Annotated in this window: 16 protein-coding genes and 1 tRNA gene; 12 read left to right on the plus strand and 5 right to left on the minus strand. The window is 63.1% G+C overall.

What is annotated here, in order from left to right:
- Window positions 1-141: 141 nt before the first annotated feature.
- The 5 genes from hpf (at window position 142) to C0Z18_RS08665 (ending at window position 4,048) form a co-directional block, all read left to right on the plus strand.
- Window positions 142-498 carry a ribosome hibernation-promoting factor, HPF/YfiA family gene (gene hpf, locus C0Z18_RS08645; protein WP_102644974.1) on the plus strand — a complete coding sequence of 119 codons (357 nt, stop codon included), beginning with the start codon at window positions 142-144 and terminating at the stop codon, window positions 496-498.
- 270 nt (window positions 499-768) lie between these two features.
- Window positions 769-1,224, plus strand: a complete 456-nt coding sequence (locus tag C0Z18_RS08650; protein ID WP_102644975.1) for a PTS sugar transporter subunit IIA — start codon at window positions 769-771, stop codon at window positions 1,222-1,224.
- A 137-nt stretch (window positions 1,225-1,361) separates the two neighbouring features.
- Window positions 1,362-2,330: an HPr(Ser) kinase/phosphatase gene (gene hprK / locus C0Z18_RS08655; protein WP_102644976.1), complete on the plus strand. Its 969-nt coding sequence runs from the start codon at window positions 1,362-1,364 to the stop codon at window positions 2,328-2,330.
- 91 nt (window positions 2,331-2,421) lie between these two features.
- Window positions 2,422-3,321 (plus strand): RNase adapter RapZ, encoded by a 900-nt coding sequence (gene rapZ, locus C0Z18_RS08660; protein WP_102644977.1) that lies wholly within the window; start codon window positions 2,422-2,424, stop codon window positions 3,319-3,321.
- Between the two features lie 91 nt (window positions 3,322-3,412).
- Window positions 3,413-4,048: an LON peptidase substrate-binding domain-containing protein gene (locus tag C0Z18_RS08665; RefSeq protein WP_102644978.1), complete on the plus strand. Its 636-nt coding sequence runs from the start codon at window positions 3,413-3,415 to the stop codon at window positions 4,046-4,048.
- A 21-nt stretch (window positions 4,049-4,069) separates the two neighbouring features.
- On the opposite strand, the gene mutY is transcribed toward C0Z18_RS08665, so the two are convergent.
- Together mutY and mutM are read right to left on the minus strand one after the other, a co-directional pair.
- Window positions 4,070-5,200 (minus strand): A/G-specific adenine glycosylase, encoded by a 1,131-nt coding sequence (gene mutY / locus C0Z18_RS08670; RefSeq protein ID WP_199189414.1) that lies wholly within the window; start codon window positions 5,198-5,200, stop codon window positions 4,070-4,072.
- A 13-nt stretch (window positions 5,201-5,213) separates the two neighbouring features.
- Complete coding sequence (mutM, locus tag C0Z18_RS08675; protein WP_102644979.1) at window positions 5,214-6,041, minus strand: bifunctional DNA-formamidopyrimidine glycosylase/DNA-(apurinic or apyrimidinic site) lyase; 828 nt, start codon at window positions 6,039-6,041, stop codon at window positions 5,214-5,216.
- A 98-nt stretch (window positions 6,042-6,139) separates the two neighbouring features.
- Here mutM and C0Z18_RS08680 point away from each other — a divergent pair, with 98 nt between their 5' ends.
- The 7 genes from C0Z18_RS08680 (at window position 6,140) to pth (ending at window position 12,208) form a co-directional block, all read left to right on the plus strand.
- A complete protein-coding gene (locus C0Z18_RS08680) occupies window positions 6,140-7,975 on the plus strand; it encodes a tetratricopeptide repeat protein (protein ID WP_102644980.1) in 1,836 nt (611 codons plus the stop codon).
- Window positions 7,975-8,610 carry a lipoprotein insertase outer membrane protein LolB gene (gene lolB, locus C0Z18_RS08685; protein ID WP_102644981.1) on the plus strand — a complete coding sequence of 212 codons (636 nt, stop codon included), beginning with the start codon at window positions 7,975-7,977 and terminating at the stop codon, window positions 8,608-8,610. Before C0Z18_RS08680 ends, lolB begins: the two co-directional genes overlap by 1 nt.
- 67 nt (window positions 8,611-8,677) lie before the next feature.
- On the plus strand, window positions 8,678-9,559 hold the full coding sequence (gene ispE, locus C0Z18_RS08690) for a 4-(cytidine 5'-diphospho)-2-C-methyl-D-erythritol kinase (RefSeq protein ID WP_102644982.1): 882 nt from the start codon (window positions 8,678-8,680) through the stop codon (window positions 9,557-9,559).
- Window positions 9,560-9,612: 53 nt separating this feature from the next.
- Window positions 9,613-9,689: transfer RNA gene (locus C0Z18_RS08695), tRNA-Gln, on the plus strand.
- 39 nt (window positions 9,690-9,728) lie between these two features.
- On the plus strand, window positions 9,729-10,685 hold the full coding sequence (locus C0Z18_RS08700) for a ribose-phosphate pyrophosphokinase (protein ID WP_102645078.1): 957 nt from the start codon (window positions 9,729-9,731) through the stop codon (window positions 10,683-10,685).
- Between the two features lie 179 nt (window positions 10,686-10,864).
- Window positions 10,865-11,473, plus strand: a complete 609-nt coding sequence (locus C0Z18_RS08705) for a 50S ribosomal protein L25/general stress protein Ctc (protein ID WP_102644983.1) — start codon at window positions 10,865-10,867, stop codon at window positions 11,471-11,473.
- 132 nt (window positions 11,474-11,605) lie between these two features.
- Window positions 11,606-12,208: an aminoacyl-tRNA hydrolase gene (gene pth / locus C0Z18_RS08710; RefSeq protein WP_102644984.1), complete on the plus strand. Its 603-nt coding sequence runs from the start codon at window positions 11,606-11,608 to the stop codon at window positions 12,206-12,208.
- A gap of 57 nt (window positions 12,209-12,265) precedes the next feature.
- Here the strand turns inward: pth and C0Z18_RS08715 are convergent, their stop codons facing one another.
- From C0Z18_RS08715 to C0Z18_RS08725, 3 genes are all read right to left on the minus strand, one after another.
- Complete coding sequence (locus tag C0Z18_RS08715; protein WP_102644985.1) at window positions 12,266-12,529, minus strand: YfhL family 4Fe-4S dicluster ferredoxin; 264 nt, start codon at window positions 12,527-12,529, stop codon at window positions 12,266-12,268.
- 97 nt (window positions 12,530-12,626) lie between these two features.
- Window positions 12,627-14,456, minus strand: coding sequence for a hypothetical protein (locus tag C0Z18_RS08720; protein ID WP_233217240.1), 1,830 nt, complete (start codon window positions 14,454-14,456; stop codon window positions 12,627-12,629).
- 162 nt (window positions 14,457-14,618) lie between these two features.
- Complete coding sequence (locus C0Z18_RS08725) at window positions 14,619-15,176, minus strand: LbetaH domain-containing protein (protein ID WP_233217241.1); 558 nt, start codon at window positions 15,174-15,176, stop codon at window positions 14,619-14,621.
- Window positions 15,177-15,625: the final 449 nt, after the last annotated feature.

Raw genomic sequence — 15,625 nt, forward strand, 5'->3', positions numbered from 1 at the left:
GGCCCTGACGCCATCGGCGGAACCGGCCGGCCGATACGACCCGCCGCTCGTCAGTCACGCGGGGTGATGACTCGAGCGGGCCGCTCCCGACCGGCATAGCCGCACCTATGGTGCCAGGCAGCCATTCGTTTGGAGAGCACTATGAATCTGAAGATCAGTGGACACCATCTCGAAGTTACGCCGGCGTTGCGAGAATACGTGATCACCAAGCTCGACAAGGTGCTAAGACATTTCGATCAGGTGATCGATGGCAATGTGGTCCTCTCGGTCGACAACCATAAGGAAAAGGATAAGCGGCAGAAGGTTGAAATCAACCTTCACTTAAAGGGCAAAGACATCTTCATCGAAAGCGCCAACGGCGATCTGTATGCCGCCATCGACCTCATGGTCGACCGGCTCGACCGCCAGGTCGTACGCCATAAGGGGCGCATTCAAGAACATCAGCATGACGCGATCAAGCATCAAGACGTGCCGCCCATAGGCGAGCAAGCGCAATAGCGCACAGAGCGGCCGACGCCGAGGCCGCCCACCCCGCGTGAAGAGCCGCCCTTGTCCGGGCGGCTTTTTCATGAGCGAACGGAATCTTTCCTCGCCTGGCGCGGCGCACCATATGCCCCGGCCCTGATCTATAATGTCCCGGTTATTGAAGGGGCAGCCGGCCGTAGCAGTGCCCGACGAAGTCGGTCCACCGAGCCGACGCGCGGCCGAAAATCGACAATCAGCCAGTTGCCGCGAGGAGCGCTTGAGGCGACGCGTTAGCCTGCCAACATGAATCGTTTAGCCAAATTTCTACCGCTCGAAAACGTCGTCCTCGGCCTTTCCGTTACCAGCAAGAAGCGTGTATTCGAGCAAGCGGGCTTGATTTTCGAAAACCAGAACGGAATCGGCCGCAGCGCAGTCACCGACAACCTCTTCGCCCGCGAACGGCTCGGCTCCACGGCCCTCGGCGAAGGCGTCGCGATCCCTCATGGGCGGATCAAAGGCCTCAAGCAGCCGCTGGCCGCATTCGTGCGGCTCGAGCAGCCGATCCCGTTCGAAGCGCCGGACGGGCAACCCGTCTCGCTGTTGATTTTCCTGCTCGTGCCGGAACAGGCCACGCAGCAGCACTTGGAAATTCTCTCGGAAATCGCGCAATTGCTGTCCGACCGGGAAGCGCGCGAACGCCTGCACACGGAACCGAATCGCGAAGAGTTGCATCGCCTGCTCACCCAATGGCACCCTTGAGCTTGCTTACGGCGCCCTAACCTTTCGGGTTCGGCTCGCAAGCACGGCGCGCCACACGCGCCGTTCATCGGCCTTGGCGGGCGGGGCGGCGCACGTCGTCGCCGCGCGCGTCGCGGTCAACCAGGAGCAAGGGATTCATGGATACGTCCAGCATTAACGCCCAAAGCATTTTCGACGACAACGCCTCCATGCTCAAATTGAGCTGGCTGACGGGGCACGAAGGCTGGGAGCGCGGCTTCTCCGCGGAGACCGTCGCGAACGCGACGTCGAGCGCCGACCTCGTCGGCCACTTGAATTTGATCCACCCGAACCGGATTCAAGTGCTCGGCGAGGCGGAAGTCAATTACTACCAACGGCAGTCGGATGAGGATCGTTCGCGGCACATGGCCGAGCTGATCGCCCTGGAGCCGCCGTTTCTCGTCGTCGCGGGCGGCGTCGCCGCGCCGCCGGAGCTCGTGCTGCGCTGTACGCGCTCGTCCACGCCGCTGTTCACCACGACGATATCGCCGGCCGCCGTCATCGACAACCTGCGCCTGTACATGTCGCGAATCTTGGCGCCGCGCGCCACGCTGCACGGCGTGTTTCTCGACATTTTGGGCATGGGCGTGCTGCTCACGGGCGACTCGGGTCTCGGCAAGAGCGAGCTCGGGCTCGAATTGATCAGCCGCGGACACGGGCTCGTGGCCGACGATGCGGTCGACTTCGTCCGCCTCGGGCCGGATTTCGTCGAGGGCCGCTGCCCGCCGCTGTTGCAAAACCTGCTCGAAGTGCGCGGGCTGGGCCTGCTGGACATCAAGACGATCTTCGGTGAAACGGCCGTGCGCCGCAAAATGAAGCTGAAGCTGATCGTTCAGCTCGTGCGCCGGCCCGACGGCGAGTTTCAGCGTCTGCCGCTCGAAAGCCAGACCGTGGACGTCCTCGGGCTGCCCATCAGCAAAGTCACCATTCAAGTGGCGGCGGGCCGCAACCTGGCCGTGCTCGTGGAAGCCGCGGTGCGCAACACGATCCTGCAACTGCGCGGGATCGATACGTTGCGCGATTTCATGGACCGGCAACGGATCGCGATGCAAGATCCCGACAGTCAGTTGCCCGGCAAGCTCATGTGAGACCGGCGGGCCGTCCGGGGCCACGCCCCCGTAGGCACGCTCGGCCACCGCCGGATGCAAGTGCTATGATGAAACGAACTGGTTCTTTCCCATGCGCATCGTTCTAATCACCGGCATCTCCGGCTCCGGCAAATCGGTCGCGCTGAACGCGCTGGCCGACGCGGGCTATTACTGCGTCGATAATTTGCCGCCCCGTTTTCTGCCCGCGCTCGCTCAATACTTGGCGAGCGACGACGAAGGGCACGAGCGGCTGGCGGTGGCGATCGACGCGCGCTCGAGCGCCTCGCTCGACGACATGCCCGGCATCATCCGCGATTTGGCAAGCGAGCACGACGTGCGCGTGCTGTTTCTCAATGCCAGCACCCAGTCGCTGATTCAACGTTTCTCCGAAACACGCCGGCGCCATCCGCTTTCGGGCTCGCCCGCGCACGATGCCGACGTCGGGCTGCTGGCCTCGCTCGAGGAAGCGATCGAACGCGAGCGCGAACTCGTCGCGCCGCTCGCGGAGTTCGGTCATCAGATCGATACGAGCAATCTGCGCGCGAACGTGCTGCGCGCGTGGGTCACGCGATTCATCGAGGAGCAGCGCGAAGGCCTGATGCTGATGTTCGAATCGTTCGGATTCAAACGCGGCTTGCCGCTCGACGCCGATTTCGTTTTCGACGTGCGCGCCCTGCCGAACCCGTATTACGATCATCGTCTGCGTCCCCTCACGGGCCGCGATCAGCCCGTGATCGACTATCTCGACGCGTTGCCGATCGTTCATGAAATGATCGACGATATTCACGCATTCGTTTTGAAATGGCTGCCGCGGTTTCGCGAAGACAACCGCAGCTATCTGACCGTCGCCGTCGGCTGCACGGGCGGGCAACACCGCTCCGTGTTCATCGCCGAGACACTCGCCGCGCGCCTGGCACGCGAGGCGACCGTGATCGTTCGGCATCGCGATGCGCCGGTCTCCATCGACGAATCGTCACGGTTGGTAGCATGAGCGCGGAGCGTGCCGGTCGATGAACGCTCCCGACTCAGGCTACTAGCGGCTCAACCCGCCGCGGCCTACGCGGCAATCCGAAGCGTGCGCCATGTCCTCCATTCCTGCCGTCTACGCTGAGCTGCCGCTGTTTCCCCTGCACACGGTGCTGTTTCCCGATGGCCTGCTGCCGTTGAAGATTTTCGAGGCGCGCTACCTCGACATGGCGCGCGCCTGCCTGCGCGACGACGCCCCCTTCGGCGTTTGTCTGCTGAAAAGCGGCGGCGAAGTCGCTCAAGAGGACGTGACGTGCGTGCCCGAGATGGTCGGCACGCTCGCCCGTATCGAACAGTGCGACGTCGACGAACACGGCATGCTGCTCGTTCGCGCGCGCGGCACGCAGCGCTTCCGCCTGCTCTCGCATCGCAAGGAGCCGAGCGGGCTGCTCGTCGGCATGGCCGAGCCTCTGCCCGAGGACTCCCCCTTGGACGGCCCCGACGTACTCGCGAAATTCGGCGCCTGCGCGGAGGTGCTCGAACGCATCATCGACGCGATCCGCGAACGCGACGCCGAGAGCGTGCCGTTCGCCGAGCCGTTTCGCTTCGACGATCCGAGCTGGGTCTCCAATCGCTTGTCGGAAGTGTTGCAAATCCCGCTGCGCGCGCGGCAAAAGCTGATGGAGCTCACCGATGCCGGCGAGCGCATCGATGCCGTGCATCACTACATGCGGCAGCACCAACTGCTCTGAAGCTTCGACGCCCGCCCGGCGTCAAAGCAGCGGGCCTTTCAGCGCATCGAGCAGCTTGCGCACCGGCGCCGGCACACCGTAATCGTCGATTTGCGCGAGCGGCACCCACGCCGTCTCGTCGTCACGCGCGTCGCAGCGACGGGCGCGTTGCACCGCGCTCAGTTCGGCGCAGCGCGGTTCGATATCGAGCTTGAAATGCGTGAACGTATGGGCGATCGGCGCTAAGCGCGTGATGTCCGGCCCCGCTCCCAGTATTTGGGCTCGGTCGGCGAGCGCAGCCTCGCCGGCCGCTTCCGGCAGACTCCATAGACCGCCCCAAATGCCTGACGGCGGCCGGCGCTCGAGCAACACACGCTCGCCGTCGCGTAGCACGAGCATCCAAGTGCGCCGCGTCGGGACGGTCTTCTTTGGCCTCGCGGCCGGCAATTCGCGTTGCCGGCCGCTGACGCGCGCGACGCAATCATCGGCGAACGGACAGCGCGCGCAATCGGGCTTGCCGCGCACGCACAACGTCGCGCCGAGATCCATCAGCCCCTGCGTGTAGGCGCTGAGCTCGTCGTCCGACGCGCGGGAATCGGGCATCAAGCGCTCCGCGAGCGACCACATCGCGTTTTCGACGCGCTTTTCCCCCGGAAACCCCTCGACACCGAACACACGAGCGAGCACGCGCTTGACGTTGCCGTCCAAGATCGTGGCCCGCGCGCCGAACGCGAAAGAGGCAATCGCGGCCGCGGTCGAGCGCCCGATGCCCGGCAACTCGGCCAAGTGCTCGGGAATGCTCGGGAAGGCACCCCCGTGCCGCTCGAGGACCGCCTGCGCGCATCGATGCAAGTTGCGGGCGCGCGAGTAATAGCCGAGCCCGGCCCACAGCGCCATCACCTCGTCGAGCGGCGCGGCGGCAAGCGATGCGACGTCGGGAAATCGGGCGAGAAATTTTTCGTAATAAGGGATGACGGTCGAAACCTGCGTTTGCTGGAGCATGATTTCGGACAGCCAGATCCGATACGGATCGCGTGTGTTTTGCCACGGCAGGTCATGACGGCCGTGGCGGCGCTGCCACGCGATCAGCCTTGTGGCGAAAGTCGCTTGCAGCGGCATAGCGGATTCGGATTCGGATTCGCGTTCGGTCGCGAGGATCGGGGAGGCGGACATGTGCGGGGATAGCTCAGCGCTGACAGTGCGCGCAGTAATAGGTGGAACGTTGCCCTTGCACGATCTGCCGAATCGGCGTCGCGCACACGCGGCACGGCTCGCCCGCGCGGTCGTAGACGTTGCATTCGAGCTGAAAGTAGCCGCTCGAGCCGTCGCTGCCCACGAAGTCTCGCAAGGTGCTGCCGCCGCGCTCGATCGCCGCAGCCAGCGTCACGCGCACGGCGTCGGCCAGCCGCTCGCAACGCGCGAGGGAAACGCGGCCCGCGGCGGTCGTCGGCCGAATCCCGGCCCGGAACAGACTTTCGGACGCATAGATGTTGCCGACGCCGACGACGATCTCCCCGCCGAGCAGCAGTTGCTTGATCGAGGCCGTGCGCCCGCGCGTGCGACGGAAAATCAGCGCGCCGCTAAACTCGTCGCTGAACGGCTCCACGCCGAGGCTGGCGAGCAAAGGATGCGTATTGACGTCGCCGTCCGCGCGCGCATGCCACAACACGGCGCCGAAACGGCGCGGATCGCGATAGCGCAGCACGAACTCGTCGAAGATCCAATCGATATGATCGTGCTTGGCCGGTTCGCCCGCCTGCTCGTGGCGCAGCACGCGCAGTGTGCCGGTCATGCCCAAATGCACGATGAACCAGCCGGCGTCGACTTCGAACAGCAGATATTTGCCGCGCCGCTCGACCTTTCGGACCGCTTGACGCTCGAGCGTGCTCGCAAGGCCGGCGGGCACCGGCCAACGCAGCGCGGGCGTGCGTACGTCGACCCGCTCGACGCGGCGTCCGGTGACGTACGGCTCGATGCCGCGCCGGGTAACTTCGACTTCTGGTAACTCGGGCATGTCTTAAGGGCTGAAACAGGTGTGTAACTTGCATGGTCCAATTCTGCGTGTATTGTAGCGAGCGCGTTACAATCGACCGAAACCTCGAACGGAACTCCATGATTTTGTCCCTCAAGCAGCTCTTCTCGCGCCCGGTCGGCGCACGCCCCGCATGGCGCAGAGCGCCGGCGGGCCGTATCGTCCTTGCCGCGCTCTGCGCTTGGACTTTTGCCGCGTTGCCCGCGCACGCTCAGGACCCGTCCGCATCGGAAGGCGGCGGGGCCTCGGCGGGCGCGGCCACACCCTCGCTGCCGGAAGAAACGAAGGACTTGCCGGACGTCCCGCTCACGAGCCAAATCGTGTTCCAGGTGCTGGCGGCGGAAATCGCGCTGCAGCGCGAGCAGCCCGCGCCCGCTTACCAAACCTATCTCGCCCTTGCGCGCGATACGCACGATCCGCGCATGGCGGAACGCGCGACCGAAATCGCACTAGGGGCGCAAAGCCCGTCCGACGCGCTGGCCGCCGCGCAGTTGTGGCACGAGTACGCGCCCACGTCCGAGCGCGCCATGCAGATCGACGCCTCGCTGCTCGTTTTGTCGGGCAAGCCGGATCAGGCCGAGCCGATCCTCGCGGGAGAACTCGCGAAAGTGTCCGACGAAAACCGAGGCGGCGCGCTGCAGGCCCTGCAAACCTTGATCGCGCGCGGCCCGAACCGCGTCGGCGGCTTGCAAGTGCTGAAGGACTTGCTGAAAAAGGACATGGACCGCCCCGAGGCGCAGCTCGCCATCGGCAAGCAGCAACTGCTGGCCGACGATCGGCCCGCTGCGCGCGCCTCGTTCGAGCAGGCCCTGAAGCTCAAGCCAGATTTCTTGCCGGCCGCGCTCGCGCTCGGTCAGATGGGCACCGAGGAGCGCAACGAAGCGATCGCATCGTTGGAATCGTATTTGAAGCAGCATCCGAAGGAGCGCGCGGCGCACGTGGCCCTGGCGCAGCTGTATCTGTCGGGCGACCGGCTCGACGACGCGCAAAAGCAATTCGAGGCCCTGCGCGCGATGGACGCGAAGGACCCGATGCCGCTGCTTGCGCTCGGGCTCATCAAGGTTCAGCAAAAGCAATACGACGCGGCCCAGAAATACCTGACGCAATACGCCGATCTGGCCGAAAAATCGCCCGGGGCCGATCCGGGCCAGGCGTACCTGTACTTGGCGCAACTGGCGCTCGAACAGAAGCACGACGACGATGCCGCGAAGTGGCTCGACAAGGTGTCGCCGTCGAGCCAGCAATACGTCACGGCCCGCGTCACGCGTGCGCAGATGCTGGCGCAAAAAGGCAAGATCGACGATGCGCGCAAGATGCTCGCCGACATACAAACGGACGATCCGCGCGAGCTAGGGGTCGTCGCGCGCACGGACGCGGCGATCCTCTTCGATGCGAAACGCTATCGCGAAGCCGAGGCGCGCTTGAAAGAGGCGAACGACGCCTCCCCGAACGACCCGGAAATTCAGTACGACTATGCGATGGCCGCGGAGAAGAACGGCCATTACGAGTTGATGGAAAGCGTGTTGCGCAAGGTGATGCAAGAGCAGCCCGATAGTCCTCAGGCGTACAACGCGCTCGGCTATTCGCTGGCCGATCGCAATCAGCGTTTGGACGAGGCGGACAAACTGATCGAGAAGGCATCGGCGCTCGCGCCGAACGATGCGTTCATCATGGACAGCCTCGGTTGGGTCAAATACCGCAAGGGCGATACGGCGGATGCCGCCAAGTTGCTCAAACGCGCTTTCGAGATTCAGCCGAATGCCGAAATCGGCGCGCATCTCGGCGAAGTGCTTTGGAAGAGCGGCGATCAGAAACAAGCGCTCGATGCATGGCGCCGTGCGCGCAAGCTCGAGCCGGACAACCAAACGCTCGTGAAGACGCTCGAACGCTTTCAAGTGAACGCCAACGATCTGTGATGCCGGTTTTGTCTTTTCTCGAACTCACGAGCGCGGCCGTGCGCCGCGCCACGCTATCGGCGGCCGCCGCTTGCGCCGTCGCCCTCGCCGGCTGCGCGGTGACCCCGACGCACGGCCCCTCGACCTCGAACGCGACGCCCGCGCTCTCCACGCAGACGATGCACGCGTATCGCGGCCGGTTCTCGGTGCGCTATCTCGACCAGAACGGTCGGTCGCGCAACGCCTACGGCAATTTCGACTGGGAGCAGCAAGGCGATACCGTCACGCTGCAACTGCTCAATCCGTTCGGGCAGACGCTGGCGATCGTGACCTCGTCGTCGGCGTCGGCGACGCTCGAGGTACCGAATCGTCAGCCGGTCACGGCCGACAACGTCGGCGAGCTCATGCAGCGCACGCTCGGATTCTCCTTGCCGATCGAGGGGCTGCGCTATTGGCTCGAGTCGTCGCCCGCGCCCACTTCGCACGCGAAAACCATCGTCGATCCCGATCAGAGCTCGCGCATGAAGGAGATCGACCAGGAAGGCTGGACGATCGACTACGTCGCCTACGCCGACGCCCCCGCGACGGGCGTCAAGCGCCTCGATCTGACGCGCCGCGATCCGCCGCTCGACATCAAGCTCGTACTGGACCGCTGAGCAGGCGGCCGCGTCCGCCGCCGCTCGCCCCGCTCATGCTTCGCCTTTGCCTCACGCCGCACCCAAAATGATCGAAACGTCCCACTCGCTGCGCGACTGCGCGGCGCCCGCCAAGCTCAATCTGTTTCTGCACATCACGGGCCGCCGGCCCGACGGGTATCACGCGTTGCAGACCGTGTTCCAGTTGATCGACTGGGGCGATGTGCTCCATTTCACGCTGCGCGAGGATGGGCGCGTGCATCGCAAGACCGACGTGCCGGGCGTGCCGGAAGAAAGCGATTTGGTCGTGCGCGCGGCGATGCTGCTCAAGGCGCATACGGGCTCGGCGCTCGGCGTGGACATCGAGATCGAGAAGCGCTTGCCGATGGGCGCGGGCCTCGGCGGCGGCAGCTCGGACGCCGCCACCACGCTCTTGGCGCTGAACCGGCTCTGGAAGCTCGACCTGGCCCGCGACGTGCTGCAATCTCTGGCGCTGCGACTCGGCGCCGACGTCCCGTTCTTCGTTTTCGGGAAAAATGCGTTCGCGCAGGGTGTCGGAGAGGCGCTCGAGGCTGTACAATTGCCGCCGCGCTACTTTCTGGTGGTGACCCCGAAAGCGCATGTTCCGACCGCAGCGATTTTTTCCGATAAGTCGTTGACAAGAGATTCGGAAGCCGTCACAATTACGGACTTTCTTGCACAGCAAAGCTGCAGCGCAAGATGGCCCGAAAGTTACGGCCGGAATGACATGCAGCCAGTTGTCGTGGGAAAATACGCGGAAGTCGCGCAGGTGCTTGAATGGTTTGAAACCATTGCGCCAGCACGGATGACCGGATCGGGCTCGAGTGTGTTTGCCGCGTTCCGGAGCATCGCCGAAGCGGAAGCGGCGCAAGCCAAGCTGCCAGCAGATTGGATCAGCGCCGTGGCATCGAGTTTGGATACCCATCCACTCTTCGCTTTCGCGTCATAGGTTTCGCATCGTCGGGGCTGTCTCGCAGGCCCGATGAAGCTCAGAGTCAGTGTAGGGGAGTCGCCAAGTTGGTCAAGGCACCGGATTTTGATTCCGGCATGCGAGGGTTCGAGTCCTTCCTCCCCTGCCAAACATTCCCGCAGTTCCCGCCTCCAGCAGCAGGTGCATGATGAGCAGCCATGACGGCCTGATGGTTTTTACTGGCAACGCAAATCCCGCGCTTGCACAGGAAGTCGTCAAAATTCTCGGCATTCCCCTCGGCAAAGCAATGGTCAGCCGTTTCTCCGACGGCGAAATCCAAGTCGAGATCCAGGAAAACGTGCGCGGTAAGGACGTCTTCGTCCTGCAATCGACCTGCGCACCCGCGAACGACAACCTGATGGAGCTGATGATCATGGTCGATGCGCTCAAGCGCGCGTCGGCAGGTCGAATCACGGCAGCCATCCCCTACTTCGGCTATGCCCGGCAAGATCGCCGCCCGCGTTCGGCGCGCGTCGCGATCTCGGCCAAGATCGTCGCCAACATGCTGGAAATCGCCGGCGTCGAGCGGATCATCACGATGGATCTGCACGCCGATCAGATTCAAGGCTTCTTCGACATCCCGGTCGACAACATCTACGCCACGCCCGTGCTGCTCGGCGATCTGCGCAAGCAGAGCTACGAGAATCTGCTCGTCGTGTCGCCCGATGTCGGCGGTGTGGTCCGCGCCCGTGCGCTCGCGAAGCAACTGAACTGCGATCTGGCCATCATCGACAAACGCCGGCCCAAGGCGAACGTCGCCGAAGTGATGAACATCATCGGCGAAGTGGAAGGCCGCACCTGCGTCATCATGGACGACATGGTCGATACCGCCGGTACGCTGTGCAAGGCCGCGCAAGTGCTCAAAGAACGCGGCGCGAAACAAGTCGTCGCCTACGCGACGCACCCGGTGCTGTCGGGCGGCGCGAGCGAACGCATCACGAATTCGTCGCTGGACGAACTCGTCGTCACCGATACGATCCCGCTGAGCGACGAAGCGCGCGCTTGCGCGAAGATCCGCTCGCTCTCGTGCGCGGGTCTGCTGGCCGAAACGTTCTCGCGTATCCGTCGCGGCGATTCGGTGATGTCGCTGTTCGCCGAGAGCTAAAGCAACGTTTTAAGTACACGCCGAAGGCGCTGCTCGTTGAGCGGCTTCGGCACTTGGGCGCGATTCGGTTACCGAAGCGCGCCGTTTTCGTCTGGAGCCCCACCCGTCCCGCGGTAGTCATCCGCGAGCACGAAGGCTCCGTTTCGCTGCCTGGTCGCGGGCAGTTATGGAGATAGAACATGAAAGTCGTCGCTTTCGAGCGTAGCAAGCAAGGTACGGGTGCGAGCCGCCGCCTGCGCAACTCCGGCAAGACGCCGGGGATCGTGTATGGCGCAACGGCAGAACCGCAACTGATCGAACTCGATCACAACGCCCTGTGGCATGCACTGAAGAAGGAAGCATTCCACTCGTCGATCCTCGACCTCGAAGTGGCTGGTCAGTCGCAACGCGTTCTGCTGCGTGACGTGCAATACCACCCGTTCCGTCAGCTCGTGCTGCACGTCGATTTCCAACGTGTCGACCCGAACAAGAAGCTGCACACGAAGGTGCCCGTGCACTTCATGAACCAAGAAACGAACCCGGCCGTGAAGACCGGCGGCGCGATCATCTCGCACGTCGTGACGGAAGTCGAAATCGAGTGCCTGCCGGGCGATCTGCCGGAATTCGTCGAGCTCGACCTCGCGAAGATCGAAGCCGGTCAATCGCTGCACGCGAAGGACATCACGCTGCCGAAGGGCGTCTCGCTCGTCGCGCACATCGAAAGCGAAAACCCGGTCGTGGCGGCAGCAGCCGTGCCGGCCGGCGCCGCGGCTGAAGCGGCTGCGGAAGGCGAAACGCCCGCCGCTTAAGGCGTTTTTCGCGCCTATCCTCTCGATCCGTTTCATTGGAACGGACGACGTGACCCGCCGCGGCTTGCCCGGCGGGTTTTTTTTCGCAAGCATTCACCACTCGTTCACGGGCCGCCTTGCCGGTATCCAAGCATGATCAAGCTCATCGTCGGGCTCGGTAATCCGGGCGCGGAATACACAGCCACTCGGCACAACGCCGGCTTTTGGCTCGTCGATCAGCTCGCACGCGAAGCGGGCGCCACGCTGCGCGACGAGCGGCGCTTCCATGGGTTTTACGCGAAGGCCCGCTTGCATGGCGAGGAAGTCCATTTGCTCGAGCCGCAGACCTATATGAACCGCTCCGGGCAATCGGTCGTCGCCGTCGCGCATTTCTTCAAGATCCTGCCCGACGAGATCCTCGTCGCGCACGACGAGCTCGACCTGCCGCCCGGTGCCGTCAAGCTCAAGCTCGGCGGCGGCAGCGGTGGGCATAACGGGCTGAAGGATATCTCCGCCCATCTCTCGTCGCAGCAGTACTGGCGGCTGCGCATCGGCATCGGCCATCCGCGCGATCTGATTCCCGAAAGTGCGCGCGCCGGGGCGAAGCCCGATGTCGCCAACTTCGTGCTGAAGCCGCCCCGCAAGGAAGAGCAGGACGTCATCGACGCCGCGATCGAACGCTCGCTGGCCGTCATGCCGCATGTCGTGAAAGGCGCGCCCGAGCGCGCGATGATGCAACTCCACAGCGCCGGTTGAGGTAGCCGCACGCAGCAATTCACGCGTGCGCCGGGCGCCGCTTGCAGGCGGCCGCCTCTAGCCTTTCGAGGCCTTCTCCGCCTGGAGCGCGTGGTATTTGGCGAGCAACGCCTCGGGCGTCTCGGCGTGGCCGGGATCATTGGGGATGCACTCGACGGGGCAGACCTGACGGCACTGCGGTTCGTCGAAGTGGCCAACGCATTCCGTACACTTGGAAGGATCTATTACATAGATCTCGGCGCCCATTGAAATTGCGTCGTTCGGGCACTCGGGCTCGCAAACGTCGCAATTGATGCACTCGTCGGTAATCATCAACGCCATACTGCCACCAACTTTCTGAGGAAAAACAATCAATTATAGCTCGCCCCAGAATTGAGTACGCATGCGCCTCGCGCCGCACACCGTTGCCCGCCGGCGGTTACTGCCCCGTATAACCGACCGGCGCGGTCACGTTCGCTTTCATGACACTGGCGTTCGACGAAACGACATAGATCGGCGCTTCCGACAGCGTCAGATTGACCACACCATTCGTGTAGCTAACCGATGTCGCGTTCCCCATTAGATCGAAGATGGTCACTTTGCCGCTCGTCCCCGGCGAATCGACGGTCAGGGCGTAGCTCTTGCCGGCGGTCGGGTTGTAGATGCCCGTCGGCGTAGGCCAATTCGCGTTGTTGTGTGTCCATAGCGCCGTAACCACACGCCCACCGCCAAGCCGCTGGAATGCATAGCCGTACACGAGTGACGGCAGCGAATTGAGGCGTCCGAGCGTTTCGGTACCGTCGATGATCCGTGTCATCGCGGCGAACGCCAGTGCCTCGGGTTTCGGGCTCAGGGTCGTCGCATGGTAATCGCCATATTGGTCCGCGATGTCGAAGAACGAGCCGTAGCCGATTTCATCCTTGTAGTCGGAGCCATAGAAGAAATAACTGACCTGCGCCCCCTCCCCCAGCACGATCAAGTGCGCGCGCGCGGCAACCGCGGCCTGCGCATATAACTGGTTAGTGGATGGACCGGTGTCATAGGTGATCTCCGGATCGTACGCAACGCCGACTTCGGTGGACCAAAGCCGCATATTCGGCCTCAGCGACTGCATCTCGGCCCGAAGATCGCGAATTTGATGGTCGAGCGCCAAATGCTGATGGTAGTCGGTGGCCGTGTCGTTCGCTTCCGGAGGAGTCTTCGGCGATACCAAGTTCGCGTAATAACTATGCGTCGTGATTCCATCGAGGTAGTTCATCAAGCCGAGCGAGGCATAGGTCTGCAACATCGTGCCCGTGCACCATGAGCCATTCATCCCGGGATCGGGATTCGTCACCCCCATCACGACCGCATGGGGATCGGCCGAGTGCAAGCCCTTGTAGACCGCTTCATACATCGCCACGAAGTTGGACGTCGAGTCCGCCCACTTCGGCTCCCAGGTCACCTGGTAGTAGTTGTTCTTCATGTTTGGGAAATACGCCTGGCGAATCTGCTCCGCTTCGGTGCCCACGCGCGCCATGTAACTCTGGTAGTACGTCAGGTCGTTCGGTGCGTACGTATCGTCCTGCGTGCTCCCGGTAGGACTATCCCAATCGGGAATGCCGTCCAGCCGGACGAGGCGGGCGACGTTGCCGGTCTTGAATACCGGCAACACGCTCTGAAGCGACGGCGTCCAGGTGTTGGGCGCTTTGGGCTCCATCCACGACAATTGCCGCCCGTCGATCGCTTGCGTCACGCCCAAATCCGACAGGAGCTGCGGCTTGTCGCTCTCTCCCTGCATGCCGAAGCGATGCTGGTCCTGACTCGTGAATACGGCGGGCGGCAGCACCGATGAGACGTCCGGCAGCACGCCGAACGTCGCAATGCCGGCCGGCCGCGTGCCGGCACGCGGCAGCGTTCCGCCATTGGCACTCAACGTTCCCGTGAGCGCGAAATAACCCGCTGCGGTGGCAGTGCAAGAAATCGTCGATGTTTGCGCGCCGGCCGGCACTGAGAACGATCCACTTCCTCGAATGTTGCCCACGTAGTCCTGCAACGACCAATCGACGCTGTCGGCGCTGGGAGCGTTGGTGACGAATCGAATCGTGAACGATTGGCTCAAAGGAACCAAACCTGCCGCGTCCGGCATGATCGTATCGGCCGCGATCAGTCCGTTGGGCGTGCCGCCAGCGACGGTCTTGGGCGCCGAACACGTAATCGAGTTGCTTGGAACGGTTTGAGCGATGGCACTCGTCGAAACGGCGCTGGCAAACGCGCAAAGTGCTGGCACAACGCAGCGTCGATACTCAGAGAAATGGCGGAAAACACCCATGGTTTCGTATCCGTGTCGGGACGTCGGCGTGCGGTCTCGAACAACGTCGCGGCGCCGATGCCATGCAGTTGAATAAGATGGAGCGATTCGTACGCGCGCAGCGCACGCCGTGCTATCGGGTCAGCGGAACCGCCACCGAATGAACTGGCACGGATTGCCGCCGTAGACGCCCTCCGGCTCCAGCGATCGGTGAACGACCGACAGTGGCGTCACCAACGCGGAGCGACCGATCGTCACGCCCTTCTGCACGACGCATTTCGACGTGATCCATACACCGTCTTCGATCGTGATCGGAGCGACGCGCAGGTCCATGTTGGTCGCGGCATCGTGCGAGCCGCAGGTCAGAAACGTGTCTTGCGAGATGCACACGTTCGATCCGATACGGATCCGGTCCTGGTTGTAGATCCAAACGCTTTCACCGAACCACGAGTTGTCGCCGACCTCGAGGTTCCAAGGCCACTTCACGCGAATCGCATGCACAAACCGGCAGTTGCGGCCGATCTTCGCGCCGAACAGCCGAAGCAGTCCCACCCTCACCGCGGAAATCGGCACGAGCCGATTGTTGATCACAAACGTTTCGACGATGAACCAAGCCGCCCGGACCGGTAGCCCGCGCGCATGCACGTAGTTTCCCTTTCCGGCGAGCGTCAGATCGATCGTTCTGTTCGAATGCGTCATTTCATAGGCACCTTGATCGCCAGTTTGCCGGCCGTTTGAAACATCTTTCGGAAATGGCGTCTCGACACGCGGCACGGGCTGGCTAGAGGGGATGATCTTGTTCTTTTCCTCAATTTTCGCGTCCGTGCGGCCCACGGCAGATTGCGCGGCAAGCCGTCGGGTTTGCTCGTTTCGAGGACGAAGACGCTATCGCAGCGAATATGCCGTGCCGCATATTGCTATGCAACGACTGCTGAAAATCTGGCCGATAACACCTACCGGACTACATATCCTCGGGCACGCAAGCATGACTCAATTGCCAATCGCCTCGAAATTCACCGTCATTAACATTTCGCTAAGCACGGCGCTACTGAAAAAATTCGCTTGCGCGGTCAAAAATCGAAAGTAATCGAGGCATCAAGCGTGGCATTCCATTTATAGCCCCTAGGCGATCAATAACGGGCTAACGC

It is taken from the genome of Trinickia dabaoshanensis (assembly GCF_002879885.1).
GTDB classification, from domain to species: Bacteria; Pseudomonadota; Gammaproteobacteria; order Burkholderiales; family Burkholderiaceae; genus Trinickia; species Trinickia dabaoshanensis.

Excerpts from the sequence above, each read along its gene's own strand:
- C0Z18_RS08665 (WP_102644978.1), top strand. The coding sequence starts at position 3,413 with ATGTCCTCCATTCCTGCCGTCTACGCTGAGCTGCCGCTGTTTCCCCTG.
- C0Z18_RS08705 (WP_102644983.1), top strand. The coding sequence starts at position 10,865 with ATGAAAGTCGTCGCTTTCGAGCGTAGCAAGCAAGGTACGGGTGCGAGC.
- C0Z18_RS08680 (WP_102644980.1), top strand. The coding sequence starts at position 6,140 with ATGATTTTGTCCCTCAAGCAGCTCTTCTCGCGCCCGGTCGGCGCACGC.
- C0Z18_RS08650 (WP_102644975.1), top strand. The coding sequence starts at position 769 with ATGAATCGTTTAGCCAAATTTCTACCGCTCGAAAACGTCGTCCTCGGC.
- C0Z18_RS08715 (WP_102644985.1), bottom strand. The coding sequence starts at position 12,529 with ATGGCGTTGATGATTACCGACGAGTGCATCAATTGCGACGTTTGCGAG.
- rapZ (WP_102644977.1), top strand. The coding sequence starts at position 2,422 with ATGCGCATCGTTCTAATCACCGGCATCTCCGGCTCCGGCAAATCGGTC.
- C0Z18_RS08725 (WP_233217241.1), bottom strand. The coding sequence starts at position 15,176 with ATGACGCATTCGAACAGAACGATCGATCTGACGCTCGCCGGAAAGGGA.
- mutM (WP_102644979.1), bottom strand. The coding sequence starts at position 6,041 with ATGCCCGAGTTACCAGAAGTCGAAGTTACCCGGCGCGGCATCGAGCCG.
- C0Z18_RS08700 (WP_102645078.1), top strand. The coding sequence starts at position 9,729 with ATGAGCAGCCATGACGGCCTGATGGTTTTTACTGGCAACGCAAATCCC.
- hprK (WP_102644976.1), top strand. The coding sequence starts at position 1,362 with ATGGATACGTCCAGCATTAACGCCCAAAGCATTTTCGACGACAACGCC.
- mutY (WP_199189414.1), bottom strand. The coding sequence starts at position 5,200 with ATGTCCGCCTCCCCGATCCTCGCGACCGAACGCGAATCCGAATCCGAA.
- pth (WP_102644984.1), top strand. The coding sequence starts at position 11,606 with ATGATCAAGCTCATCGTCGGGCTCGGTAATCCGGGCGCGGAATACACA.
- lolB (WP_102644981.1), top strand. The coding sequence starts at position 7,975 with ATGCCGGTTTTGTCTTTTCTCGAACTCACGAGCGCGGCCGTGCGCCGC.
- ispE (WP_102644982.1), top strand. The coding sequence starts at position 8,678 with ATGATCGAAACGTCCCACTCGCTGCGCGACTGCGCGGCGCCCGCCAAG.
- hpf (WP_102644974.1), top strand. The coding sequence starts at position 142 with ATGAATCTGAAGATCAGTGGACACCATCTCGAAGTTACGCCGGCGTTG.